Below are 25,436 nucleotides of genomic sequence, written 5' to 3'. Positions count from 1 at the left end.
TAGATAATGCATTCATTTTGTCATATGGGCGGGCACGAAGAAGTGGAGCTATGTTCAGGTTTAGAGCGTTTAAAGCAGGAGCATGGGCCGTTGCGTGAGCAAATGCATGATTTTTTTGAACTGGCACAGACTATTGGCAACCATGATGAAGTGCAAGATTGGAAAGAACGCTTGCTTGCATTACGGAAAAATGTTCTAGCATTTATTTATGAGTTAGATCCGCACTCAGAGCGGGAAGAAGGTGTGTTGTTTCCAATGATGGCTCGATATATCGGAAGAACATCCGGTCCGATTGCGGTCATGGAGTATGAACACGAACAAGCGAAACAACGAATCGCATCTTTTTTAACAAAAACAGCGGAGCTTCCAGAAACGACCGATCGGGAAAGCGCCATGGAGCTTGCCGATATGGTTATCCAAGCATATCATATTTTGTCGGAACACTTTATGAAAGAAGAAAACGTGCTATTTCCGATGGCCGAACGCATGCTATCTGATAAAGAAAAAGAAGAATTGGCTGAAAAAATAAGCCAAATATAAGAAAAACGGGATGCCCCATATAGGGGTATCCCGTTTTTCCATATATATGAAAGGGGGATTTGAGCATATTATATTAATGAATGTTGTTTAGTTGCTCCGCTTGCTTAGGCATGCGTTTACGATAAACGACATAGTTTCGTCTAAGATAACGGAGCGGCAAGCTAAACACGTGCACCAATCTTGTAAATGGCCAAACGGCAAAAATGCCTAATGCTGCGATAATATGAATTTGAAACCAGATTGGCACCTGTTCCATATAAGCTGGGTTTGGCCGGAACATTAGGACGCCGCGGAACCATGGACCGATTGTTGTTCGATAGTCAAAGCCGTTGGAATCGATATTAAGCAGCGTAGAAAAAAGTCCGGTTAAGATGACAATCGCGAGGAAAAAGAGAGCGATCCAATCCCCACGGCTGCTTGTTACTCTAACGCGCTTTACCGCTATGCGGCGGCGGGTCAGAATGATTAGTCCGATCAGAGCAGCCAATCCTGCCGGAATACCACCAGCAAGGGCAATGAGGTGGTATGCTTCTTCCGAAATGCCCATCGTTTCGTAAACGGCTTCAGGAATCAGAATTCCCATGACATGTCCGATAAAAACGAATAAAATTCCCCAATGGAAAAGAAGGCTGCCGAGACGCAACTGCTTTTTTTCCAATACTTCGCTTGATTTGGACGTCCAGCCAAACTGATCGTATTGATAACGCCAAATATGGCCGCCGATAAAAATCGTTAGGACAACGTAAGGCAAAATGACCCAAAGAAATTGTTTCAACATATCACACACTTCCTTTCGGGATTGGCTTCACACCAAGTTCTTCGAACGCCAGGAAAATAGCGTCGAAAATAGCGGTATAAGGACTTTCAATGGCTGCGAGCTGTTTTCGGATTTCATCGATATTGTTCGCATATGTTTCAAAGAGCGGAACAACATATTGTTGTTCCGCGTAGGCGGCAAACTCAAGCATTAGCGGCAAATAATCGGGAAGTTCTTGGTCGGTCGTATCAAAACCGGCCGCTTTATAACGCTGTTTTAGTTGCAAAAGCTCCAAACCGCGCTCGCGCTGCTCGCCTGTATTCATATAGGTAACATACAAATTTGTTTTTTTGCCGAAATCGAACGTTTCGACATATTGTTCCATGCGCTGCTGAGTAGAGATTGTTTGTATGTGATGAATAAAAGTCGAGATATTATTGACGATTGCATCATTTTGTACAGTATGGATTGCTTCTAGGCAGTCGTCTAGCAAGTTTGCCCATTCTTCATCAGGATATGACAATAAATGGGATATGCATAAAAACACGGTTTGCATTTGTTCTTGATCCATCATTTATCACCTCGTATTAAGAGAGCGTGCCGCAAGCACCTGGACCGCCGGCAAATGATAAACCGCAGCTTCCTTGTTCCGCGTATAATTCGGCGACTTCTTCGCGATGGGATGCCGGAATCACGAAGCGGTCTTTATATTTGGCGATCGCTAATAAACGGTACATGTCTTCGATATCTTGTTCGCTTAAATCGAGCTCTTCTATCATGCTGATATCGGGTTGTTTGTTTGTTTGACGCGCGCGCATATAGGAACGCATCGCCGCCATTTTTTTCAACGTAATACGGATGTGTGTTTCATCTCCAGCTGTTAATAAATTTGCTAAATATTGAATTGGGATGCGCATTTCATCAATCGCTGGGAAAATGTCTTCCGCGTTCGCTTTGCTTCCTTTTCCTTCAAACATGTTCATAATCGGGCTAAGCGGAGGAATATACCATACCATTGGCAATGTGCGGTATTCCGGGTGAAGCGGAAGAGCGATTTTCCAGTCGACAATCATTTTATAAATCGGCGAACGCTGCGCTGCTTCAATCCATTCGTCCGGAATACCTTCTTCTTTCGCTTTCGCGATGACTTCTGGATCGTGCGGATCTAAGAAAATTTCAAGTTGAGAATGGTATAACGATTTTTCATCTTCCACGCTTGCCGCTTCTTTCACTTTGTCCGCATCATAAAGCATGACGCCGATGTAACGAATGCGGCCGACGCACGTTTCCGCGCAAATCGTCGGCATGCCCGCTTCAATTCGCGGAAAGCAAAGCGTACATTTTTCCGCTTTATTTGTTTGCCAGTTAAAATATACTTTTTTATACGGGCAGCTTGTCACGCAATGGCGCCATGCGCGGCATGCGTTTTGGTCAACGAGGACGATGCCGTCTTCATCGCGTTTGTACATCGCTCCCGATGGGCAGCTTGAAACGCAAGGCGGATTGATGCAATGCTCGCAAATACGCGGCAAATACATCATAAACACATTTTCAAATTCCGCTTGGATCGCTTGTTCCATTTTGACAACGTTCGGATCTTTTAGTCCGGTAATGTGAGCACCGGCAAGATCGTCTTCCCAGTTTGGCCCCCAAGATAGTTCCATGAACTCGCCGGTGATCGCCGATTTCGGGCGAGCAACCGGCTGATGGCGTTTTTCGGGGCTAGTGGTCAATGTTTCGTAATCATAATTCCATGGTTCATAATAGTCATCAATCGTTGGTTGATACGGATTATAAAACAAGTTGAGAAGGCGCGTTGTTTTTGAGCCGGATTTCAGCTGGAGCTCCCCGTTTTTGAGCTCCCAGCCGCCTTTATATTTGTCTTGATCTTCCCACTGTTTCGGATAACCGATCCCTGGTTTTGTTTCGACGTTGTTGAAATACATATATTCTGCACCGGGACGATTTGTCCACGTATTTTTGCAAGTGACGCTGCACGTATGGCAGCCGATGCATTTATCTAAATTCATGACCATGCCGACTTGCGCTTTAATCTTCAAGCCAATCGACCTCCTCTAATTTGCGAATAATGACATACAAGTCGCGTTGGTTTCCAGTTGGACCGTAATAGTTAAATCCGTAGCTTAATTGCGCATACCCGCCAATCATATGGGTCGGTTTCATATGAATGCGTGTCGGGCTGTTGTGCGTGCCTCCGCGGTTGTTTGTCAGTTTCGTACCAGGAACGTTAATGTGTCGGTCCTGGGCGTGGTGCATAAATGCCATACCGCGCGGCAAACGGTGAGAGACAACAGCGCGTGCGACAACGACGCCGTTGCGGTTGAAGCATTCAATCCAGTCGTTATCGCGAATGCCGGCTTCTTCGGCATCATCTTTGTTGATCCAGACGGTCGGACCGCCGCGGAACAGCGTAAGCATTGGCAACGCATCAAAGTACATGCTGTGAATCGACCATTTGTTATGTGGTGTTAAATAATTCAGAACGATTTCTTTTCCTTTGACGTCCGGACGTTTTTTCGAAAATGGGCGATGCTGCAAGGTTGGTTTAAACGTTGCCATTGCTTCGCCAAATTCATGCATTAATTCGTGATCCAAGTAATACGACTGCCGTCCTGTCAATGTCCGCCAAGGAATGAGCCGTTCGACGTTCGTCGTAAACGGTGAATAACGTCTTCCGCCTTTTTCTGAGCCGCTAAACGCCGGTGAAGTGATGACTGTTTTTGGCTGTGCGGTAATTTGCTCGAACGTAAAGCATTCTTCTTCACGTTCTTTCGCTAAATCGACAAGCGACAAGTTCGTCTTTTTCTCGAGCGCCTCCCACGCTTTTACAGCCACTTTTCCGTTTGTTGTCGATGATAGCGCGAGGATCGCTTCCGCCGCATTTTTCGCATCGCTAATATCTGGGCAGCCGGCGGCAATCGACGAGCGTTTGATCGTGCCTAACGTCTTTTTCAATTTTTCGTACTCGTCTTTGGCCGACCAGGCAATGCCTTTTGTGCCCATTGGTTGTTTGGCCACGTTCGGTCCAAGGGAGATCATTTTATCGTAAATAAGTGTATAGTCGCGCTCGACGACATGAATGTTCGGCATCGTTTTTCCTGGGATTGGTTCGCACTCGCCTTTACTCCAGTCACGTACTTTGCCGAAAGGCTGTGACAATTCTTGCGCCGTGTCATGAAGAAGAGGAGTCGCCACCACTTCTTTGACCGGCTTCATGCCGATTTGTTTTGCGACATCGGAAACGGCTTTTGCTAATGACTTGAAAATATCCCAGTCTGAGCGTGCTTCCCATGGCGAGGAAATCGCTGGATTAAATGGATGAACAAACGGATGCATATCCGTGCTGCTTAAGTCGTGTTTTTCGTACCATGTTGCAGCAGGAAGAACGATATCGGAATATAGCGCCGTTCCCGCCATGCGGAAATCTAAGTTGATTAATAAATCGAGCTTTCCTTCCGGTGCTTGTTCGCGCCATGTGATTTCTTGCGGACGCAAACTGTCTTGATCATCGTTCATCAATCCGTGTGTGGTGCCGAGCAAATGTTTTAAGAAATACTCATGGCCTTTGCCCGAGCTAGAAATTAAGTTTGCGCGCCAAACGATTAAATTTCTTGGAAAGTTGGCTTCATGATCCGGATCTTCAATCGCAAATCGCAGTGTTTTTTCTTTTAATTGTCGAGCGACATATTGCGCGATTTGTTCCGGTGTCGAAGCGCCGGCGGCAACGGCTTCTTCATACAAGTCAATTCCGTTTTTGTTAAATGTCGGATAAGAAGGCAGCCAGCCAAGCCGTGCTGCAAGAACGTTATAATCAGCATAATGTGAATAACGTGCTTTTTTCACAAGCGGAGAAACAAGTTCATCGACTGGTATTTCTTCATAGCGCCATTGGTCAGTCGCAAAGTAGAAGAACGATGTACCATTTTGCAATTTTGGCGGCATCGTCCAATCGCGCGCTGTCATAATCGTTTGCCATCCTTCTGCCGGACGCAGTTTTTCTTGTCCGACGTAGTGCGCCCATCCGCCGCCGTTGACTCCTTGCGCGCCGACGAACAAGACAAGATTTAATACGGCGCGGTAAATCGCATCGGAGTGGAACCAATGGTTAATGCCAGCGCCGACAATAATCATTGAGCGGCCGTTGGTGTCAATCGCGTTTTGCGCGAACTCGCGCGCGATTTTAATCGCTAGCTCGCGTTTGACGCCGGTAATCGTTTCTTGCCATGCTGGCGTGAATGGAACAAGATCATTGTACGTACGGGCGACGTTTCCACCAATCCCGCGGTCGACGCCGTAATTGGCAAGGACAAGATCATAGACGGTCGTTACATACGTTTCGCCATTTTCGGTTTGTATTTTTTTTGCCGGACGACGCGTTCAATCGTTTCCCTTCCTTCATTAGTAAAGTACGGAATATGAATCGTAACGAGCTCATCTTCGCTCCCTAAAAACGATAGACAAGGTTCAATCGGCTGTTCCGTTTCTTCATCCACCATATGTAAATTCCATTTTCCTTGATCGTCCCAGCGCGAACCGATTGTTCCATGCGGAATCGTAAATGTTTTTTTATTTTCATCGTAAACGACCGGCTTCCATTCGGCGTTGGTGACGTTGCGGCCGAGATCTTTTGCCTGCAGGAAGCGGTCGGCCACCCATTTGTTGCCATCTTTTTTCAAAGTGACAACGAACGGAAAATCGGTGTATGTTTTGGCATATTGCTGGAAGTAAGGAACTTGCCGATCGACGTAATATTCTTTTAAAATGACATGGCCCATGGCCATGGCGAGCGCGCCATCTGTTCCTGGTTTCACGCTGAGCCAATCATCGGCAAACTTTGTCGATTCGGCATAGTCTGGGCTGATTGACACGACTTTTGTACCGCGGTAGCGAACTTCCGCTAAAAAGTGGGCGTCTGGCGTCCGGGTGAGCGGTACATTGGACCCCCATGTAATAATGTAGCCGGAGTTATACCAGTCACTCGATTCCGGAACGTCGGTTTGGTCGCCCCAAATTTGCGGCGATGCAGGCGGCAGGTCCGCATACCAGTCGTAAAAGCTAAGCATCGGTCCGCCTATCAGCTGCATAAAGCGTGAACCGGCCGCATGGCTGACCATCGACATCGCTGGAATTGGCGAAAAACCAACATTGCGGTCCGGACCGTATTTGATGACAGTATATAATAGTGATGTAGCGACAAGCGTTAACGCTTCATCCCAGCTGACGCGGACAAATCCGCCCTTTCCGCGCGCTTGTTTATACCGTTTTGCTTTTTCCGGATTTTCGACGATGCTTTTCCAAGCGTCAAGCGGATTTTTATGTTCTTGTAGCGCTTCCCGCCACATATCCATCAACACGCCGCGCACGTATGGATATTTCACGCGGAGCGGGCTGTAAATGTACCAAGAAAAACTTGCGCCGCGAGGACAACCGCGTGGTTCAAAATCAGGCATATCCGGTCCGGTTGACGGATAATCAATTTGTTGTCCTTCCCATGTGACGATTCCGTCTTTTACGTAAATGTTCCAGCTGCATGAGCCAGTGCAGTTGACTCCATGGGTGGAACGGACGACTTTATCATGCTGCCAACGGCGGCGGTAAACATTTTCCCAATCGCGGTCGCCGTAGGTCACCTCACTATGGTCATTAGCATATCGTTCGATCGGTTTCATATATTTGAAACGATTCAATAACGGAGATCGCTTTCGTTTCATTTTGTTTCACTCCTTCATCAATTTGTGTAATTTTACTATAGCCATAATGAAAATAAAGGGATGTTAACTTTGTCACAGTTGGCTCGATTGTCACAAATCTGTCAAATGGTGAACGAAAACGAACAAACATTCTTTTTTTGTGTTATAATAGAGAAAAAGTTTTACATAATGAGGAGGTCGCATTGAGATATCATAGTCATATTGTTACGTCATTATGTTTTGGGGCAGCGGTCGCTGCGCATACATCACTTTCGTTTAGCGTAAGCTATACGGCGGGAATTGTCGTCGGCAGCTTACTTCCCGACATTGATGAACCGAAGTCGTACGTCGGACGGCGCTCAATGGGGGTATCCAATAAAGTAAAAGAAGCGTTTGGCCATCGCGGCATGACCCATTCGCTTGTTGTATGGGGAATCATCGCCCTTGTTATGATGTGGGAGTCGTCTTCGTTATTTGCCGTCGGCTTTGTGCTCGGCTATTTGTTTCATATTCTCGAAGACTTTTTCTCTGTCCAAGGTGTGCCGCTCTTTTGGCCGTTCACTTTAAAGCGATTTAAAATTCCCATCTATCGCACAGGCAATTTCATCGAAAAAGCGCTCTTTTACGCAGCGTTTGCCTTGCTTGTCTATATCGGCGCAAAAGAACAGCTGTTTTTCGAATGGTGGCGTTCTCTTGCTTTATTTCGATGAGAAAAAAAGGAAAAAAGTTTGTCTGCGGCGAATTACAAAAAATAATTGATCGAATGAAAAGATTTGTTTCGGCGAGTGCCGGGCAAATCTTTTTTGTTAAAAAATGGCCGTCATCATTTTTGTTCTTTTATCTATAAATCTATAGAGTTCAATTATAAATCCGTTTTACACTAGTGTTATATATCATGTTTGTCCACAAAGCGGGATTGTATGGCAAAACATTATGCTACGTAGATATTTTGAAAGAAGAAAAGTAAAGGGGTTTCGCACATGAATATAGAACGAATCGCCACATATATCAAAGAAAAACGTATCATGGAGGCATTGAATGAAATCAAGCCGGTGCTTGCGGAAACAGAAAAGCGCTTGCTTTTTTATTGGAGAACACAGCTGCGTTCGTTTGAAACGGTAGAACCGTTTTATCATTTAATTCGTCTATTTGATTACGCATTAATGTATCGCCATAGCGCGGTGCTTGCGCGCTACGCCCACCGCCGTTTTTCCACATTGCAAACGTTAACGTGGGTATGTGATGAGTGGCTCGAAGAACGAAGACCGCTCGATATCGAGGAAGCACTGCGGCCGCGGTTGGAAGCGATCGAAGTAAGTGAGGAAAACCGGGAATATGTGGCGCGCGCCGCTTTTACTCTTGTACGAGCGTTGCTCGAAATGAGACGGATCGAAGAAGCTCGCGAATGGATGCAAGTGGTCGAGCAGTATGAAACATTGCCGATGTACGATAAGTGGGGATACTTTTACATAGAAGCCGGCGATCGTGACAAAGCGGAAGAAGTGTTGCGAAAAGGGCTAGCGGAATGGGAACGCGGCGATATGTGCCATTTGCTGCTTGCGGATTTATACGCGTTAAACGGGCAGCATCAAAAAGCGCTTGAAATCGTGGAGCGCGGCATCGAACGGTTTCCACAAGTTCCCGCATTATATGTGGAAAAAGCGCGGCGTTTGCGAGATTTGCATGAGTACGAGGCAGCATTGGCAGCGATGGACGAGGTTGATCGGCTAGCTCCTTATCATGTACACCGCCGCTATTTTGCCCATGCGCGCGCGCAAATGTACTATAAGCTCGGCAAAATGGACGAGCTTGCAGCGCTCGTTCAGACGGAGAAATCATTGGCTTCTTCGCCATATGCTCGCGTGTTCGAACGCGCCTCCGGTGCCCAGGTGATGTTACCGATTGTGCCTGTTGTTCAAAAGCATAATTATTGCGTGCCTGCGAGTTTAGAAATGATGCTTCGTTTGTTGGGCAAACCGCTTACACAAGATGAAATCGCCAAGCATATTTTCGATGTGCGCGGCTCAAAATTATCGACGACCGTTCATTATTTGGAAACGCTTGGATTTTGGTGCCGCTTTTTCATCGGTTCTGCGGAGCGGTGGAAACGGTTGATCGATGAAGGGATTCCGGTGTTGTTAAGCGTCGATTACGAGCATTCGTCTCACGTGCAAGTATTATTTGGCTATGATGAGCGACTTGGTGCGTTTTACGTGCAAGACCCAAACATGCTCGAGCCATTGGTTGTTGCTTATGATGAAGTCGAAAAATGGTATGCGGGAACACATTATTTGTCGATTGTTGCGATTCCCCGGGAAAAAGAAGCGATCGCTATATCGCTGCCGGAAGCGGAAGATCAATATTTCCGTCAGCTTCATGCCTTCGCCGAAAAAATGGATGAAGATGAGCAAGCGTATATGGCGCCGTTTCTCGCGTTTTTGCGCGAACATGACCATATTCCGTATACATGGCTGTATGTCGTCAAACATTTTGGCACGGAAGAAGCGAAAGAGTTGCTTATCAACTATACCGAGCGGGTGCTTGCCCAATACGGCGATATCAATGATTTGCTGCTTGTAGCAGCGAAAGCGTATGTGTATGTGAAAGAAATCGAACGTGCCGAAGCGGTGCTGGCGCGGGTGAAAGGAAAAGACCACAGTCCGCTCTACCACTATTTGCGGGGACGGATTGCGTTTTACGAAAGCCGGTACGAAGAAGCAAGCAGACATTTCCGTTCTTCCCTTCAGCTTGACCCTGACCAGCCGGATGTATGGAGTTATATGGCACTTAGCGAAACGTATTACGGAAATGAAGCGAAAGGGGTTGAATTATCGAAAATCGCTTTATCCCTACAGCCTGATGGCCCGTTTGTTTGCACCAATCACGGCATCATTTTATTCCACACGGAACAGTTTCAGGAGGCGCGAGCCTTTTTTGATCAGCTGTTGCGCCGTCACAAACGCGAAGCGCATTTATGGTATGAACGGGCAAGATGCGACGAAAAGCTAGGAAAAATTCGCAAGGCAGAGCGCGGTTTTCTCGTTGCCAAAGCGCTCGAAGAACAGGAGCCGTATCCGTATTTGGCGTTAGCTGATTTATATGAGGGCCAATTGGATTGTCCGGAAAAAGTCGAATCCATTTTATTAGAAGGAATCAAAAAGGCCGGACATGCGTCCATCTTATACGTCCGTCTCGGCGACTGGTATATGGAACAAGAACAACCGGAAAAAGCGGAAACACAATATAAAAAGGCGATCGCACAGGACGAGACAGATGTATTTGCCCATCTCGGCATGGCGTACGTGTGGGTGCAAAACGGACAGGACGATAAAGCAAAGCAGTATTTGTTTGACAAAAAACAACTCTTTGCCCAAAATAGTGAGTTTTTATTAAACGCGGGGAAAATGCTCTTTACAAACGGGTTAGTAGCAGCATCGGAGGACCGTGACGTTGCGTTTTCGTTTCTGGAAGACGGGCTGCGGTTTGCGCAATTTGATGCGGCCGAAGCGTACGAATTTTATATCGAACGACTGATCGACCATTCCCTTGTCGAACGGGGAATTACCTTTCTTCAGAAGTTAGTAGTCGAACGGCCAACCGATATCAACGCGCTTTGTTATCTCGGTGTGCTCTATGAGCAGATGGGCCTGTTTGCCAACGCCATCCGTTTATATGAACGAGCGAGTGAGGTTCGCAAAAGCACGTTTCCACTCTATCGTCTCGCCGAAACGTATCGTACGTTGGAACGATTCGACGAGGCAAAACGATATTACGAAGCGTGTCTCGCGATAGACGAGACGTTTACAGTTGCTCATCTTCGGTTAGCTGTTCTTTATGAAATCGAAGAAAATGCGGACAAGCAGCGGTTTCATTTGAAAAAAGCGCTCGAGCACGATCCGCTTCACGTCCATGTAGAGAATGCCGTTCGATTGTTTGACAATCCCACTTCGCTAATAGAGACGATAGAAGCCGCACGCGCCCAAGCAGGCGATATTTGGTATTATGACAGCCTTGGCTATGTATACGGAATGCTCGGTGAGCTCAACAAAGAAAAAGAAGCAGTTGAACAAGCGCTTCGCATCGATTCCGATCATGCGGAGTTGCTGCACCATTATGCGAAAGTATTAATAAAGGAAGGAAAGATAAATGAAGCCATAGCCATTATCGAACGGCTCATCGAACAAGATGTCCGCAATGAAGAACTATATGACACGTATATTCAAGCATTTTTGCATACTATCAAAGGATTAGTACAGATTAGCGAACGGCTGCGTAAATGGAAGCTGGAAAACAACGATAAAAGTTTGGTGTACATGTATGTCGCTTCTTCTCTTTCCTCGTATGTCATGAGCGCACAGCGTCAGGAAGAGGAAGGTTCGCTCGCGAAACGAATATGGACGCGGGCAAAAGCATGGACGAAACAGTTTTTCTCGGCTGCTTCCGTCATCGATTTATATGAAACAGCGATTCGTCTAGACCGCGGCAATATGGAAGCGTATGAGCGCCTCGCTGAGTTTTACGAAGCGGGGGAGTTGTTCGATGATGCGATGAAAACGCTTCGTAAAGCGTTAAAATACGAATGGAATGCGGAGGTCGCGCGAAAGCTTGTCATGCTGCTAGTCAATGCGGACAGCAGTAAGTTAAGAAAAGAAGCAAAAGAGTGGATCGAGCGGCTTTTGGAGGAGCAACCAAACGATTTGTCGATGCTGGAGTTAAAGGCGTTATTGCTTCTCGATGATGGGCAGGAAGAGAAAGCGGAGCGTATCTTTCTTTCATTAATCGAAACCGATCCGCTGCTATATCGCAGTATTTTGGCGTTAGGAACACTGTATAATGACAAGCAGCGCTATGACGAAGCGATTCATGTGCTTGCGAACGGTCTTTGCCATCATCCGAACGATCCAGAGTTGATGAGTGAGTTGGCGCGGGCATATGATGAACGTGGACAAACAGAAAAGGCGCTTTCGGTAGTGGAAGAATGGCTTCGTTTCGATGAAGTGGATTTATCGGCGCATTACCAACGGGCGTGTTATTTGGCCAAGCTCGGACGAATGCAAGAAGCGGAAGCCGAACTAGCGTATATCCTTGACGAAGATGAAACTGGTTATTTTTCTAAATTGGCAAAAGAAGAGAAATTATTTGCATCCTTCATGCGGCCATAAATCGAGAAAACGCCTTGTGAAAAGTTGGCATCACTTGAACAAATATTTTTCTTTTCTTTCTCGGTGGAATTTGCTATGGTTAGTACGAGAAAGTTTTCCCGATAGAAAAGAGGTGGGAGAGTGGAAGCACCCTTCGATTTGCTGACGTATGTGTCGCTTGTCAGCGCACTGCTTGTTGTGATGCGATGTTATATCACCGAATACCGGCAAACGAAAGCTTTTTTATATGACGTTACACTTGCACGTGCAGAGCGGGAAAAAGATCACGTATATTTTACGCGTGCTATGATCCCTCTCCGCCGAATTTTCACGCCGCAAAAGCAGAAAATTCCTGTACGGGAACATTCCTATCAATCCGATGAAGAAGGAAGGAGACCTCTTTTATTCTTCGCACATTGATGAAACAATAAGGAGGTCTCTTATGAAAAAATGGATTTTTACATTACTAGGAATGGTTGTTTTATTAAGCGGATGCAATCGCAATGCGCCGATTGACGAACATAGCCAAGGTATTTGGGATCATTATTTTGTTTACCCAATGTCGAAATTGCTTTTAATGCTTGGGCATCTATTTGGAGATAACTATGGGATTGCCATCATTGTGTTAACGTTAATCGTTCGTTTTTGTTTGTTGCCGCTGATCTTAAAGCAATATAAAACAACGATTGCGATGCAAAAGCTTCGTCCGGAATTGCAAAAACTCCAAGAGAAATATAAAGGCAACGATATCGAGACACAACGAAAACTCCAGAAGGAAATGATGCAGCTATATCAAAAACATGGCATTCATCCTGCGAGCGGCTGCTTGCCGGTGTTTATTCAAATGCCGATTTTTATGGCACTCTATTACGCAATTTCACGCACCCAAGAAATTAAGCTCCATTCGTTTTTATGGGTGCAGCTCGGCCATCGCGATCCTTACTTCATTTTGCCGATTTTGGCAAGCCTCGCGACATTCATCTCGGTGCGGTTGTCGCCATCAATGACGGAACAACAAATGCCGCAAATGGCGATGATGTCATATATCATGCCGATTATGATTTTTATCGGGGCAAATTCCGTTCCGTCCGCACTATCTTTGTACTGGGTTGTCGGCGGCTGCTTCTCGATCATTCAATCATTGATTTTACGTACACAACTAAAAGCGGTCAAAGCCGCAGAAAATGGACAGACAAGATAAACAGCCCCGCCGCTTTCTATGTAAGGAAGGCGGCGGGTTTTTGTTTGGTCTATCGCCTTACACGTATTGATGCTATCTATATATTATTACCTTTTCTTCTGTATTTTTCTATTTTTTGTTTTGGTTTTCTGATCATCCTCTTTATCGCCATCGTTCCCAGCATGAAAAAGCTTGTTCCATAAACAAAGCAATTTTCGAAGGAACTTTGACATGTTTACCGTAGCAGAATAATAGATAAGGAAAAAGTCCCTATCGTCATCTGGAAAAATTGGTATACGGGGACTTGCGACAAATCGAGGCACATAATGTGACCGAAGACGATCTTCTTCATGAAATAATCAGGGAAACCGCCCGAATAGAGCGAAAGATAGAGGAAATACAATGACTGCGATTCGAGTTCAGCCGGAAGATCTGGAAGCAGTAGCAAAGCATGTTCCCGATGCGGAAGACGCCTGTCAGCGCGCGCGGACCACGCTTTCCTGGGAACTTCCCTCTTTAGTGATGGAGATTCCCGGAGTTGGCTCTGATGCCATCGATGAGCTCAAAGACGAACTTTTTCATTGGCTCCATCAATATGAAGAAAAGCTGAATGAAGAGGAGGAACTGCTTTATCGAACAGCCGCGGTAATGCGCCAGGCGGAATGAATATCGCTGGCAATACTGGGGATAAAGTAGTTGGAAAGGGGAGGGGAAAAAGTAGAAATAAACCGAAAGAATATGGCGTACCTAATTCAACAGAAATAGTAAGAGATAAGAATGGAAAATGTTAATGTTAAATCGGATTTAAAAACTGCACTTGCATTTGCGAAGTTTTTTTATCCGGACGTTCTTGAAGTAGAGGGATGTCTAATATTAAAGGATAAGTTTTCAAGAGAAATTTTTGAATTATGGAAAGAAGATTGTCAAAACGATAAAGTATGTATCGAAAAAATGATGAATCTGTACCAAGTTAGAGACTTTTTTCATATTAATGTTGACGAAAAGGAGGATATAGAAGAACAAATAAAGGTTTTAGGCAATGTTCTGAAAGTATTTTGGACACTTAGTTTGAAAGATCGATTCCCGGAACGGAATATAGTCGTGGAAGTGTTTGAAGAAGATGACGGAGAATTATTTATTACCGTATACGAAAAAAAGTGAGTGATAAACCTTAATTACCTTGATTGGTTACAAGCCTTTCGAGTTTTTTTATTTTAAGACTAATCGCTGTGCAAAATAAAGCGTGTTTATAAGAGGGTGTAAATTAGCATATTGTTTCGGGCCTACTTTTATTTCTGTCCATTCTCTGAAACAACGCTACGCATCCGTCGTCATATTGACATTGCACAGACACTCCTTTATGAAATGAGAGGGGAAATGGTCTGAACTTAGTGAAAGATAGACAAACTTCATCATAACAAAGCGATTTGTTCGAAAAAAATCCCTAAACTCGTGAACTCAAGGCAGAAATATCGATTTTTCTAAGAATATTGATATATAATTGTACTTGTATTGGTTGAAAATTTAAATCGTGTTTATTCGACACTAAGAATGATATACTGCTAAAGAAAGTGTCTCTGCGCCAACATATGCCGCGTCTCAGAGCATAATCTTGCGCATTATTCACACGACGTGAAAATTCGGATAATGGGGGAGCTGCGTATGAAAAAAGCATTGATAAACATCGATTATACGATTGATTTCATTGCCGATCACGGCGCGCTTACTTGCGGAAAGCCGGGGCAGCAAATCGAATCAGAGCTTGTGCGGATTACGAAAGAGTTTATCGAAAATGGCGATTATGTCGTATTTGCGATTGATCTCCACAAAGCCGGCGACACGTATCATCCAGAAGCGAAACTGTTTCCGCCGCATAATATCGAAGGCACAGAAGGCCGGAAGTTATATGGAGAGTTGGAAGCGGTTTATCAGGCGAATAAGCATAAAGATAACGTATATTGGATGGATAAAACGAGATATAGCGCATTTGCGGGCACGGATTTAGAAATTAAACTGAGGGAACGAGGAATTACAGAAGTTCATTTGGTAGGCTGCTGCACCGACATATGCGTGCTTCATACAGCGGTCGACGCGTATAACAAAGGATTTCGCATCGTCGTACATAAAAAAGCGGTTGCGAGCTTCAATCCTGTCGGGCACGAATGGGCGCTCGATCACTTCAAACATTCGTTAGGCGCGGAAGTAGTGGAATAAAATAAGTGTTGGTGTTGGACAAGCGGATTAAAACTGACTAGTTTTTGGAGGTAATGCAATGCATCAAAAATATACAGATGATAGTTTTACTCTTCATACGGATTTGTACCAAATCAACATGGCAGAAACGTACTGGGAAGACGGTATTCATCAGCGCAAAGCCGTATTTGAAGTGTTTTTTCGAAAACTTCCTTTTGGAAACGGATACGCGGTGTTCGCGGGCTTAGAAAGGGTTATTCAATATTTGCAAAATTTCCGGTTTACAGAAAGCGATATTGATTATTTGCGCTCGGAATTAGGGTATCGGGACGATTTTTTGGAATATTTGAAAACCGTTCGTTTTACAGGCACGTTGCGCTCGATGAGAGAAGGGGAGCTAGTCTTTGGCAATGAACCGATTCTTCGCGTCGAAGCTCCATTAATTGAAGCGCAATTAATCGAAACAGCGATTTTAAACATTATCAACTTCCAAACATTAATTGCGACGAAAGCTTCCCGCATTAAACAAATTCTTGGCGATCAAATGGCGATGGAGTTCGGCAGCCGCCGGGCGCACGAAATGGACGCTGCACTGTGGGGAGCGCGCGCCGCTTACATTGGCGGTTTTGAAGCGACTTCCAACGTGCGTGCAGGAAAACTTTTCGGCATCCCGGTTGTTGGCACGCACGCTCATGCGTTGGTTCAGGCATATCAAGACGAATATGTCGCATTCCATAAATATGCGCGCCGCCATAAAGATTGCGTGTTTCTCGTAGATACGTATGACACATTAAAATCAGGCGTGCCAAATGCTATTAGAGTGGCCAAAGAACTAGGCGATCAAATTAATTTTATTGGCATACGCATCGATAGCGGCGATTTAGCGTATTTATCAAAAGAAGCACGAAAAATGTTAGATGAAGCTGGGTTTAAAGATGCGAAAATTTTTGCTTCGAGCGACTTAGATGAGGAAACGATTCTTAATTTAAAATCCCAAGGGGCGAAAATCGATGCATGGGGAATCGGCACGAAATTAATTACCGCTTACGATCAGCCAGCTTTAGGAGCTGTCTACAAATTAGTCGCTATTGAGGATGAAAACGGGAATATGGTCGATACAATTAAAATCAGCGGCAACCCGGAAAAGGTGACAACTCCTGGGTTGAAACGGGTGTACCGCATTATTAATAAAATCAACAAAAAAGCGGAAGGAGACTATATTGCGCTTGAAAGCGAAAATCCGCAAAAAGAGGAACGGCTGAAAATGTTCCATCCTGTTTATACATTTATTAGTAAATTTGTGACAAATTTTGAAGCGCGAGATTTGCATCATACCATTTTCCAAGATGGAAAACTCGTATATACTTCTCCTCCGCTAAAAGAAATTCAACAATTCACGAAAGAAAATTTAAAATTGCTTTGGGACGAATACAAGCGGACGATGAATCCCGAGCAATATCCCGTCGATTTAAGCCAAGCATGTTGGGATAACAAAATGGAGAAAATTCGGAAAGTGAAAGAGAAGATTGAAAAGATGGGAGATACGGAGCATTAATTTTCGATAGGCATGATGAAAGGTCACCGCAAGACTATACGCGGTGGCCTTTTTTCGGTTTATCTTTTTTGCCGAGAAGACCCTCACCTCTTAGCGAAGCGTAGATGGGGGATGAATCGGTATTTTTTGTCTTTTTAGTAATCTTAATAGTTGAAAAATGTTCTTCTTCTGTCATAAAATATAAATAAATATACCGAACTTATGTTCTGTTATAGGTGAAGAAAAGATGAAAAAAGCTTATTTTTCGAGAAGATTGTATAAATCCAAAATGGATATTCTTCCTGTGGCGGAAACATCTTATGCATTAGAGTTATTCAACTGCGCAAAGCGTTTCGCTTTTCAAACGCTGGTCCGAGAAAAACGATGGGGACGAAAATTACATCAAGAAAGTCTGCATATCGCTGTGAAGAAAAAGTACGGACTGAACGATTATTTCGCCAACAGTGCGGTCCGAGAAGCAAATGCTCTTTTCTCCTCTCTAATGGAATTAAATAAAATACACGTTCAACAGACAGAAGAAAAAATAAAAGATGTGAAGAAAAAACTGAAAACAGAACGAACCAAACTGACAACATTACGCAAAATCAAAGAAAGTTGTATCAAAGGAAACTTGCGCTTTCCAAAAAATACAAACTTTGTTTTGCATAAGAGCGGAATCATTTCTCTTGCATTAAAAAACAGATCTTTGATTTGGATGAATTCCTATTTGTTTGAACATCGTTATTTAGATGTGGAATGGAAACGGACGAAAGCAAAAATCGGTCGTTTAACACATCGTTTAGATCGATTAGAACAAAAGAAAATGAAATTAAAAGAACATATTCCAAGTGCTGTTTTTGGTGGTAAAAAACTATTCAAACAACAATTTACGAAAGAAGAATTGATAAAGGACCACGAAGCTTGGAGAAAGCTCTTTTTAACTGCGCGAAATAAAGAAATGATCATCTCCGGGCGGAAAGATGCTGGTTCTGGAAACTTTGTATTCCATTACAATCCAGCAACCAATGAACTTCATATGACCTCCATAGGAGGCAGGGTGGTGATTTTTCCTAGAGTTGTGTTTCCATACGGACAAGAGATCGTAAATAAAGCGGTGACAGATCAAATCCGATGTAAAAACAAAAAAGAGTATGGAAAACCCATTTCTTGGTCGATCGAAGATCACGGGGAATACTATATCATCAAATGTTTGGTGGATGTAGAATCGAATCCATATATTCATTTTTCTACTTCCGATGGAGTTATTGGTGTGGATTGTAACTATAATCACATCGCTTGGACAAATGTTTCGAAAGATGGTAACTTTTTGGAAAGTGAAAAATTAACGTTTTCGATAGAAGGGAAAACTTCTGGTCAAATCACGAAAATTTTGGAAGCAGAAGCCATTGCTTTAGTGGATATTGCGGTTCGAAAGAAAAAACCCATTGTTTTGGAAAAATTGGATACTACTTTATCCAAAGTGGGAAATAAATACGGCAACAAAAAAGTAAATCGGATGAAGAGTATGTTCGCGTATCGAAAAATGATACAAGCGATCAAAAGCCGTGCTGATAAAATGGGAGTTGCTGTTATAGAAGTGAATCCGGCTTTTACTTCTGTCTCTGGGAAATTGAAGTATATGCGTAAATTTGGTATTTCTATTCACCAAGCAGCTGCATTTACGATTGGCCGTCGAGGATTAGGATATAAAGAAAAAACTCCAAAGGTGCTTAAAAAGTATGTCCCGAAAGATGCTTCTCATCATTGGAAGCATTGGTCTATTTTGGGTAAGAAGTTTTCTGTTCGTACACATACACTGTATTATATTTTTAATGTCAATCAACCATATCAAGGAATAGATGTATTTCATCCATCGTTGTTAGAAGAAGAAAAACGCCAATTAATAAAAACTTTAGCATAATAAACTATTAGAATATCATTATTTTTTGAAGTTTTAGAATAAAAGAACGCATTGTACCAGTCTTTTACTTTCGTCACCGGAGCAGATGGCGATTCTAGGAGCTGGGTGCATTGCAATGCGTTCTTTGGATGCCATACGAATGGAAGATGGTGTACCTTCTATATGTGCTTTCATAGGCATATAGCTGGTCGTCCTAGACACTTCGGACATCTTGTATGGCTACTCCTCTCGTTGAACGGAGGGGGTTCTTGGGACCTTTGAGCAGCTATGGCCAAAGGAAACAAGAATCCCCCACTTCAACCGGCTTTAGCCGGTAAGTGGGGGTAGTTCAATGGTAATGGTTGAAAGAAACAGCCACAACATCGTAGAGACGGATCAAGGGAAAGTTTCATGCGCTTCGCTTATGATATGTTGCAACAATCTTTTAGCGAACGCCGTCTAATAAGTAAAAGGTCTAAAAGGGAAGGTAGCCATGAAAAAATTTTTTGCTATATTGATGATCGCAGGTTTATGCAGTTTAGGAGCATACTTTTTTGCGACTGCCAGCTCCAAACCTCCGGTGCCAGACATATCGGCGTCGGGACAAAAAATTCCTGTTGCACAAGGTTCTTACTGCTGGAAAACATTTTTTACATCAAAGTGCGTCGATTGGGAATATGCGCCTCCAGCGAAAGTAGGAGACGTACACGAACCGGTTGAGGTCGCTCCCCATTCCAAAATAGCAATACATTTTGAAAAAGAACCTGTTTCTTTATCAGTAAAGCGAAGGATGAACGAAGGAAAAGAAATAAATGTAAAGATGATCGACAAAAAAATTACTGCGCCAAGTGAAAGCGGGATGTATGTTTATCATCTTATGGCGAGCTGGAAACAAGGAGACGGCAGCTATGTTTTCCGCATTAAAGTAAAATAAATGTTGTTTGTCGATTGGATCAAAAAGCGCTGGCTCGAAAAGGCTTGGAAAGTAACCTTTTGGAGCCAGACTTATTTCCGGTTACAGTCTTCCTTGTTTTTTCAACAGCTGTTCCATTTCGCGGACGAGCGAATCGAAATAAGAAAGCAGGTTCTCGAGCGGCTTCGGTGATGTCATATCCACTCCCGCTTTTTGTAAAAGGCGGATCGGGTCATCGGATGTTCCAGAGCGCAAAAACTGCAAATAGCGTTTAGTCGCCTCTCCGGTTTCATCCGCTTTCATTTGCTTGACAAGCTCAAAGGAAGCGGCGAGCGAGGTTGCGTATTTGTATACGTAAAACGCATCATAAAAATGCGGAATGCGCAGCCAGCCGCGCGCAGCTTCCGGATCGGCGGCGTAGGCAGGGCCGTAATATTTTTTCAACAGGCGAAGCCAAAGCTCGTTCAGTTCGGATGCGGTTAAGCTCCCGCCTTGCCGCACTTTGTCATGAATCGCTTGTTCGAATTCGGAATACATTACTTGCGTATATAATGTGCCGCGAATTTGATCGATTTGCTGGTTGAGCAAATACAGCTTTTCTTCGTCCGTTTTTGCTTGCTTTAAGAAATAATCCATCATCAGCCATTCGTTGGCGGTGGAAGCGACTTCCGCGGTAAAAATCGATTGCCTGGAATAATGGTATGGCTGCGTTTTGTTTGTATAGACGGAATTCATCGCGTGCCCGATTTCGTGGGCGGTCGTCAGCAAGCCATCGAGCGACCCGTCGTAGTTGAGCAAAATAAACGGATGGGTGTCGTACGCCCCCGTATTATAGCCGCCCGTATATTTTTTTGGGCGCGGATAGACGTCAATCCAGCGCTGTTCGAAAGCGCGCCGCACGTTTTGGATGTAGTCGTCTCCAAGCGGTTTCAGCCCTTCAAGGATGAGCGCTTGCGCCGTTTCGAACGGAAACTTCATTTTTTTCGCGATGGTCTCTTCAACGAGCGGCACAGACATATCGTAAGTGTGGACACGGTCGACGCCGAGCGCCTTTTTGCGCAGTTCGACATAGCGATGCAGTGACGGCAAGTGAGTATTGACGGTAGAAATGAGATTGGTAAACACTTGTTTTGGCACATCATCGGCCGATAGTGCCGCATCGAGCCCAGATTTGTATTTTCGCGCTTTCGCGTACAGTTCGTCCGCTTTCACAGATGCGTATAACGTGGCGGCGGATGTGTTTTCGATCGTTTCATAGCTTTGAAAACGCGTTTGAAACGCCCGCTTGCGATAGTTGCGATCCGGATGTTCAAGCGCTTTTGTATAGTTTTCATCCGTCAACGAAACCATTTTTCCGTCCGGTGTGCGCACAGAAGGCGGGTCATAATCGCCGCGCGCGGCATTGTTATAAATGTTTTCCGGATCACTCATGATGGGAGAGAGCTTGGCGAGCAGCTGTTCCTCTCTTTTGGAAAGAGTATGCTTTTTCCGTTCGCGCAATTCTTCAAAATAATAGCGGTATGGCTTAAGCGGCTTGCTTTTTTGCAGCTTGGCAAGCGTCCGTTCGTAACGCGACAGCAGTTCCGGCTCGATAAACGCCGTTTTTGCCGCATAGTCGGAAATCAGTGTTTCCACTTGCGCTTTTAGATGAGCGGCCGTCTTGTCTTCAATGTTAAGATCTTGTTTTAAGTGAGCATAAAGGGACAATTTTTCGAGCTTTCGTGCTATCCTTTCATTAAGGGCAAATAGTTTGGCGACGTTGACGGCGCGCTGAAGCTTGCCTTCATAGGAGGACAGTTTCGGCAACGCATCGGCGACTGCTTGATAGTCGCGTTTGAAATTGGCTTCCGACACGTAAATGTCGGCTAGATTCCATTGGTATTTTGCATTGATTTTTGTTTCTTCCGCATCCGTTCGAAGCGGAATAAGCAGCAGTATGACAATCAACCATACATACGATCGTTTTTTCATCATCGGCCTCTTCCTTTCCTGTTTTTTCCGTTGTTACGTAGTATGCGCAAAAACGAAAAGATTACTCGATACAAGGAAAGGAGTGGCGGAAACGATGTGGAATGTATATGTGTACGATAAAGAAGAGGAGGGGACTTTGTGGAGAGAATACGTTTAGCAGAAGATTTAACCTTCTCCCGCATTATTCACGGATCATGGAGACTAGCGGAGTGGAATTATTCCAAAGAACAGATACTTGATCTTATTGAATTTTGCCTCGAACAAGGAATTACGACGTTTGACCATGCTGACGGTGAGCGCACTTATGCTGCCGCTTCGCCGCGAGCAGTGGTTTGACATTTTGCAAAGCTCGATGGGACATGAAGTGCCGTAATCCACAACGAACAACAAGGAGTAATTCATCATGAAAGTGATTATCGCCGAAAAACCAGATCAAGGCGCCACATTGGCGTCGATTTTTCAGACGAAAAAACATCAAGGATATATTGAAATTTTTCCAAATGAATTGTTCCCAAAAGGAGCGTATATGACATGGGCGATCGGGCATCTTCTCCAGCTCGTTCCGCCCGAACGGTATCGTCCGGAATGGAAACAATGGAAGCTCGAGGCGCTGCCGATCATTCCGGAGAGTTTTCAATATGAGGTAGAAAAAGCGAAAGCAAAACAGTTTGCGATTGTGAAAGAACTGCTTCGCAAACCGGAAGTGACGGAAATTATCCATGCTGGTGACGCTGGAAGAGAAGGGGAACTGATCGTCCGCAATATTATTCAAATGAGCGGTGTGAAAAAGCCGATGAAGCGGCTTTGGCTTTCGTCGTTAACTCCAAAAGCGATTTACGAAGGATTCCGCCAGCTGTTAGATGAAGCCGAAACAAGAAATTTATATGAAGAAGCGTACGCGCGCGCCTGTGCCGATTGGCTTGTCGGGATGAACGCTTCTCGTGTTTACAGCATTTTGCTAAAGCAAAAAGGGATGAATGATGTCTTTTCTGTAGGAAGAGTGCAAACGCCGACACTCGCGTTCATCGTGAAACGGGAAAAGGAAATCGAGCAGTTTCGTCCCGAACCGTTTTGGGAAGTGGTGGCGAAGTTTCACATTGACGATAAGCAATACGAAGGGAAATGGGCGGACGAAAAAGGGGAAACGCGTATCAAGGAGGAGCTGCTGGCGAAAAAAATCGCGCAGTTTTGTCGAAACAAGCCGGCCGAAGTAAAAGAGGTTCAAACGGAAAGAAAAACGTTTCATCCGCCGTTGTTATTCAACTTGTCCTCCTTGCAGGCAGCGGCCAATAAGATGTACCAATTTTCCCCAAAAAAGACGCTCGATATTTTGCAGAAATTGTATCAAAAAGGAATCGTGTCGTATCCGCGTTCTGATTCGAACTATGTGACCAAAGGAGAAGCGGAAACATTTCCGGACATTTTGCAAAAATTGCGGGCGTTTCCGGAGTATCAACCGTTTTTTCCGTTGCCGAACACGTCCATTTTACATAATAAACGTTATGTTAATGAAAAAAAGGTGACCGACCACTATGCCATCATCCCGACGGAGCAAGTGGCCGATCCGGCGAAGTTATCGGCGGGTGAGCGGAAAATTTACGATTTGGTCGTGCGGCGTCTCATTGCCGCTCATTACGAAACGGCGGTGTTTGACTATACGACCGTTATCACGCTTGTTGATGGGCGCGCCCGGTTTATTTCGAAAGGAAAGCAGCAAATCCAGGAAGGATGGCGGAAAGTCATCAGCCAGCGGGAAGAGGGCGAGGAAGCAATTCTTCCCTCGCTCCGTGAAGGCGAACAAGGCGATGTGCTGGACGTCCGTATAAAAGAAGGAAAGACCCAGCCGCCAAAGCGGTATACGGAAGGTCAGCTGATTACGCTGATGAAAACGGCAGGGAAATTTTTAGATAACGAAGAATTGGAAAAAGTGCTTGCCAAAACGGAAGGTCTTGGCACGGAAGCGACGCGCGCCGCCATCATTACGACGCTGAAAGAGCGAAATTATATCGAAGTAAAGAAAAATCAAGTATATGCGACCGATAAAGCGAAAGTGCTCATCGAAGCGATTGGCGAAAAAATTTTAGCCTCTCCGGAAATGACGGCGAAATGGGAGCAGCGTCTAAGCGAAATCGGCGAAGGGAAGGCGTCAGCGGCCCATTTTATGGAGCAAGTAAAAAAATTATCGAAAAAAATCGTCGAAGACGCGCTTGCCTCGTCGCAGCACTGGAACTTTGCCGGATTCGATACGGCATCAATTCAGCGCACCACATCGAAAGCGACGTTAGGAAAACCAGTCGGCACATGCAAATTATGCGGCGGAACGGTCATTGACAAAGGCGAGTTTTATGGCTGCGCCAATTATGCCAAGACGAAATGCTCATTTACGATTTCAAAAAGAATTCTTGGCAAAACGATTTCGCAAGCCAATGTAAAAAAGCTTTTGCAGCATGGGAAAACGAACGTCATCAAAGGGTTTAAAAAAGGAGAGAAAACGTTTGATGCAGCGTTAATGTGGGATGAAAAGGAGAAAAAAATAGTGTTTTCGTTTCCGAAAAAATAATCTCCTTCCTCATGTTGAGGGGAGATTTTTTTTTTCATCACTAGAAAATGGCAATTAGCATATTTACGAATAGAGCTAAAAATTGTACGATTACACTTGTAAGGGAAATTTTTTTGAGTAACAGTAATTATATTACGTAAACAAAAGAAGGGATAACCATGGATAAACAAGAAGTAATCGATCTTCTCTCCAGCAAAATGAAGTTAATTCGCGTTGAAAAAGGATATACGCAAGATAAGATGGCGGAAGTGTTAGGGATTTCGAAAAAAACGCTCGTGCAAATTGAAAAAGGGCGGACACAGGCGAACTGGACGCAAGTCGTCGCGCTATGCGCGCTATTTCGTGATAGCGAAATTATCGAATCGGTGCTTGGCGATAGCCCGCTTGAAGTGATTGAAACGATCGCACATGAAGAAATTGATGCGCCAAAAGGAAAGACTCTCGGCGGAAAAGTATGGTGGAGAGAAATTAAGCGGATGGGCCCGTTTCGCCTTCAGCAAAATATTATCAGCAAGCATTACCGCATTTTAGATGTGTACAATGATCGATGGTACAGTTCTTTCGATAAGGAGGAAGCGTTAAAGCGGCTCGAGGAACTCGCGAAAGGGGCTAATGCGTAACCACCTGCCCTTTTGATGCGATTAATATAAAAAAGGTGGTTTAATGAAACGATGCTGGTGTTGGGTTCTTGGCATTGCTGTCCTTTTTTGCCTGTATGGGGGAGCGCGGACGTATGCGTGTGACTGCGTCCCGCCACGTTTTCCGTCGGAAGAGTTTACGAAAAGTGACGCGGTGTTTTCTGGGAAGGTCGTTCGTATTTATGAAACAACGAGAAAAGAACCAGAAATCAGAGAGCCAGTTTCGCAGCGCGCGGTTGTTTTTTCGATCGATCGTACGTGGAAAGGGATAAATGAAACACATGTTGTCGTGTACACCGGCTTCGGTGGGGGAGATTGCGGGTATCCGTTTGAAGTTGGAAAAGAGTATCTTGTTATGCGTACGACGATACGGACTGGGTCACAGGAATTTGTTCGCT

Annotated in this window: 16 protein-coding genes and 4 pseudogenes; 15 read left to right on the top strand and 5 right to left on the bottom strand. The window is 44.6% G+C overall.

Going from position 1 to position 25,436, the window contains the following annotated elements:
• The first annotated feature begins 6 nt into the window (after window positions 1-6).
• Window positions 7-540 carry a hemerythrin domain-containing protein gene (locus NXM86_RS09860; RefSeq protein WP_015863789.1) on the top strand — a complete coding sequence of 178 codons (534 nt, stop codon included), beginning with the start codon at window positions 7-9 and terminating at the stop codon, window positions 538-540.
• Between the two features lie 73 nt (window positions 541-613).
• On the opposite strand, the gene narI is transcribed toward NXM86_RS09860, so the two are convergent.
• The 4 genes and pseudogenes from narI to NXM86_RS09840 form a co-directional block, all read right to left on the bottom strand.
• A complete protein-coding gene (narI, locus tag NXM86_RS09855; RefSeq protein ID WP_015863790.1) occupies window positions 614-1,318 on the bottom strand; it encodes a respiratory nitrate reductase subunit gamma in 705 nt (234 codons plus the stop codon).
• Between the two features lies 1 nt (window position 1,319).
• Window positions 1,320-1,868, bottom strand: coding sequence for a nitrate reductase molybdenum cofactor assembly chaperone (narJ, locus tag NXM86_RS09850; protein ID WP_041269648.1), 549 nt, complete (start codon window positions 1,866-1,868; stop codon window positions 1,320-1,322).
• A gap of 16 nt (window positions 1,869-1,884) precedes the next feature.
• The gene (narH, locus tag NXM86_RS09845; protein WP_089097555.1) at window positions 1,885-3,357 is read right to left on the bottom strand and encodes a nitrate reductase subunit beta; all 1,473 of its coding nucleotides are present in this window, start codon (window positions 3,355-3,357) and stop codon (window positions 1,885-1,887) included.
• Window positions 3,347-7,029 (bottom strand): annotated as a pseudogene (locus NXM86_RS09840) (nitrate reductase subunit alpha). Before NXM86_RS09840 ends, narH begins: the two are co-directional and overlap by 11 nt.
• 182 nt (window positions 7,030-7,211) lie before the next feature.
• On the opposite strand from NXM86_RS09840, the gene NXM86_RS09835 reads away from it, so the two are divergent.
• From NXM86_RS09835 to NXM86_RS09790, 10 genes and pseudogenes are all read left to right on the top strand, one after another.
• Window positions 7,212-7,718, top strand: coding sequence for a metal-dependent hydrolase (locus tag NXM86_RS09835; protein ID WP_081188719.1), 507 nt, complete (start codon window positions 7,212-7,214; stop codon window positions 7,716-7,718).
• Window positions 7,719-7,988: 270 nt separating this feature from the next.
• A complete protein-coding gene (locus NXM86_RS09830) occupies window positions 7,989-12,170 on the top strand; it encodes a tetratricopeptide repeat protein (protein ID WP_498957933.1) in 4,182 nt (1,393 codons plus the stop codon).
• Between the two features lie 120 nt (window positions 12,171-12,290).
• Window positions 12,291-12,569: a hypothetical protein gene (locus NXM86_RS09825; RefSeq protein ID WP_062678042.1), complete on the top strand. Its 279-nt coding sequence runs from the start codon at window positions 12,291-12,293 to the stop codon at window positions 12,567-12,569.
• 22 nt (window positions 12,570-12,591) lie between these two features.
• Window positions 12,592-13,350, top strand: coding sequence for a membrane protein insertase YidC (gene yidC, locus NXM86_RS09820; protein WP_498957932.1), 759 nt, complete (start codon window positions 12,592-12,594; stop codon window positions 13,348-13,350).
• Window positions 13,351-13,731: 381 nt separating this feature from the next.
• Window positions 13,732-13,992, top strand: a pseudogene (locus NXM86_RS09815) (pre-toxin TG domain-containing protein); the annotation flags it as partial.
• A 114-nt stretch (window positions 13,993-14,106) separates the two neighbouring features.
• The gene (locus tag NXM86_RS09810) at window positions 14,107-14,490 is read left to right on the top strand and encodes a hypothetical protein (RefSeq protein ID WP_089097558.1); all 384 of its coding nucleotides are present in this window, start codon (window positions 14,107-14,109) and stop codon (window positions 14,488-14,490) included.
• A gap of 501 nt (window positions 14,491-14,991) precedes the next feature.
• Window positions 14,992-15,543 (top strand): cysteine hydrolase family protein, encoded by a 552-nt coding sequence (locus tag NXM86_RS09805; protein WP_015863796.1) that lies wholly within the window; start codon window positions 14,992-14,994, stop codon window positions 15,541-15,543.
• A gap of 58 nt (window positions 15,544-15,601) precedes the next feature.
• Window positions 15,602-17,077, top strand: coding sequence for a nicotinate phosphoribosyltransferase (locus NXM86_RS09800; RefSeq protein WP_015863797.1), 1,476 nt, complete (start codon window positions 15,602-15,604; stop codon window positions 17,075-17,077).
• A gap of 226 nt (window positions 17,078-17,303) precedes the next feature.
• Entirely contained in the window at window positions 17,304-18,977 is a 1,674-nt protein-coding gene (locus NXM86_RS09795) for an IS200/IS605 family accessory protein TnpB-related protein (RefSeq protein WP_498957930.1), read from the top strand.
• Window positions 18,978-19,449: 472 nt separating this feature from the next.
• Window positions 19,450-19,890 carry a hypothetical protein gene (locus tag NXM86_RS09790; RefSeq protein ID WP_081188715.1) on the top strand — a complete coding sequence of 147 codons (441 nt, stop codon included), beginning with the start codon at window positions 19,450-19,452 and terminating at the stop codon, window positions 19,888-19,890.
• Between the two features lie 81 nt (window positions 19,891-19,971).
• On the opposite strand, the gene pepF is transcribed toward NXM86_RS09790, so the two are convergent.
• Window positions 19,972-21,843 (bottom strand): oligoendopeptidase F, encoded by a 1,872-nt coding sequence (gene pepF, locus NXM86_RS09785; protein WP_498957928.1) that lies wholly within the window; start codon window positions 21,841-21,843, stop codon window positions 19,972-19,974.
• Between the two features lie 135 nt (window positions 21,844-21,978).
• Here pepF and NXM86_RS09780 point away from each other — a divergent pair.
• From NXM86_RS09780 to NXM86_RS09765, 4 genes and pseudogenes are all read left to right on the top strand, one after another.
• Window positions 21,979-22,131 (top strand): annotated as a pseudogene (locus NXM86_RS09780) (aldo/keto reductase); the annotation flags it as partial.
• A 112-nt stretch (window positions 22,132-22,243) separates the two neighbouring features.
• Window positions 22,244-24,400 carry a DNA topoisomerase III gene (locus tag NXM86_RS09775; protein ID WP_498957926.1) on the top strand — a complete coding sequence of 719 codons (2,157 nt, stop codon included), beginning with the start codon at window positions 22,244-22,246 and terminating at the stop codon, window positions 24,398-24,400.
• Window positions 24,401-24,558: 158 nt separating this feature from the next.
• Window positions 24,559-25,020, top strand: coding sequence for a helix-turn-helix transcriptional regulator (locus NXM86_RS09770; RefSeq protein ID WP_081188711.1), 462 nt, complete (start codon window positions 24,559-24,561; stop codon window positions 25,018-25,020).
• Window positions 25,021-25,063: 43 nt separating this feature from the next.
• A pseudogene (locus NXM86_RS09765) lies at window positions 25,064-25,342 on the top strand (hypothetical protein); the annotation flags it as partial.
• Window positions 25,343-25,436 lie beyond the last annotated feature (94 nt).

The sequence above is a fragment of the Geobacillus sp. CX412 genome, from assembly GCF_027942335.1.
GTDB classification, from domain to species: Bacteria; Bacillota; Bacilli; order Bacillales; family Anoxybacillaceae; genus Parageobacillus_B; species Parageobacillus_B toebii.
The sequence above is the reverse complement of the archived record's forward strand: the minus strand, read 5'-3'. Positions and strand labels throughout refer to the sequence as shown.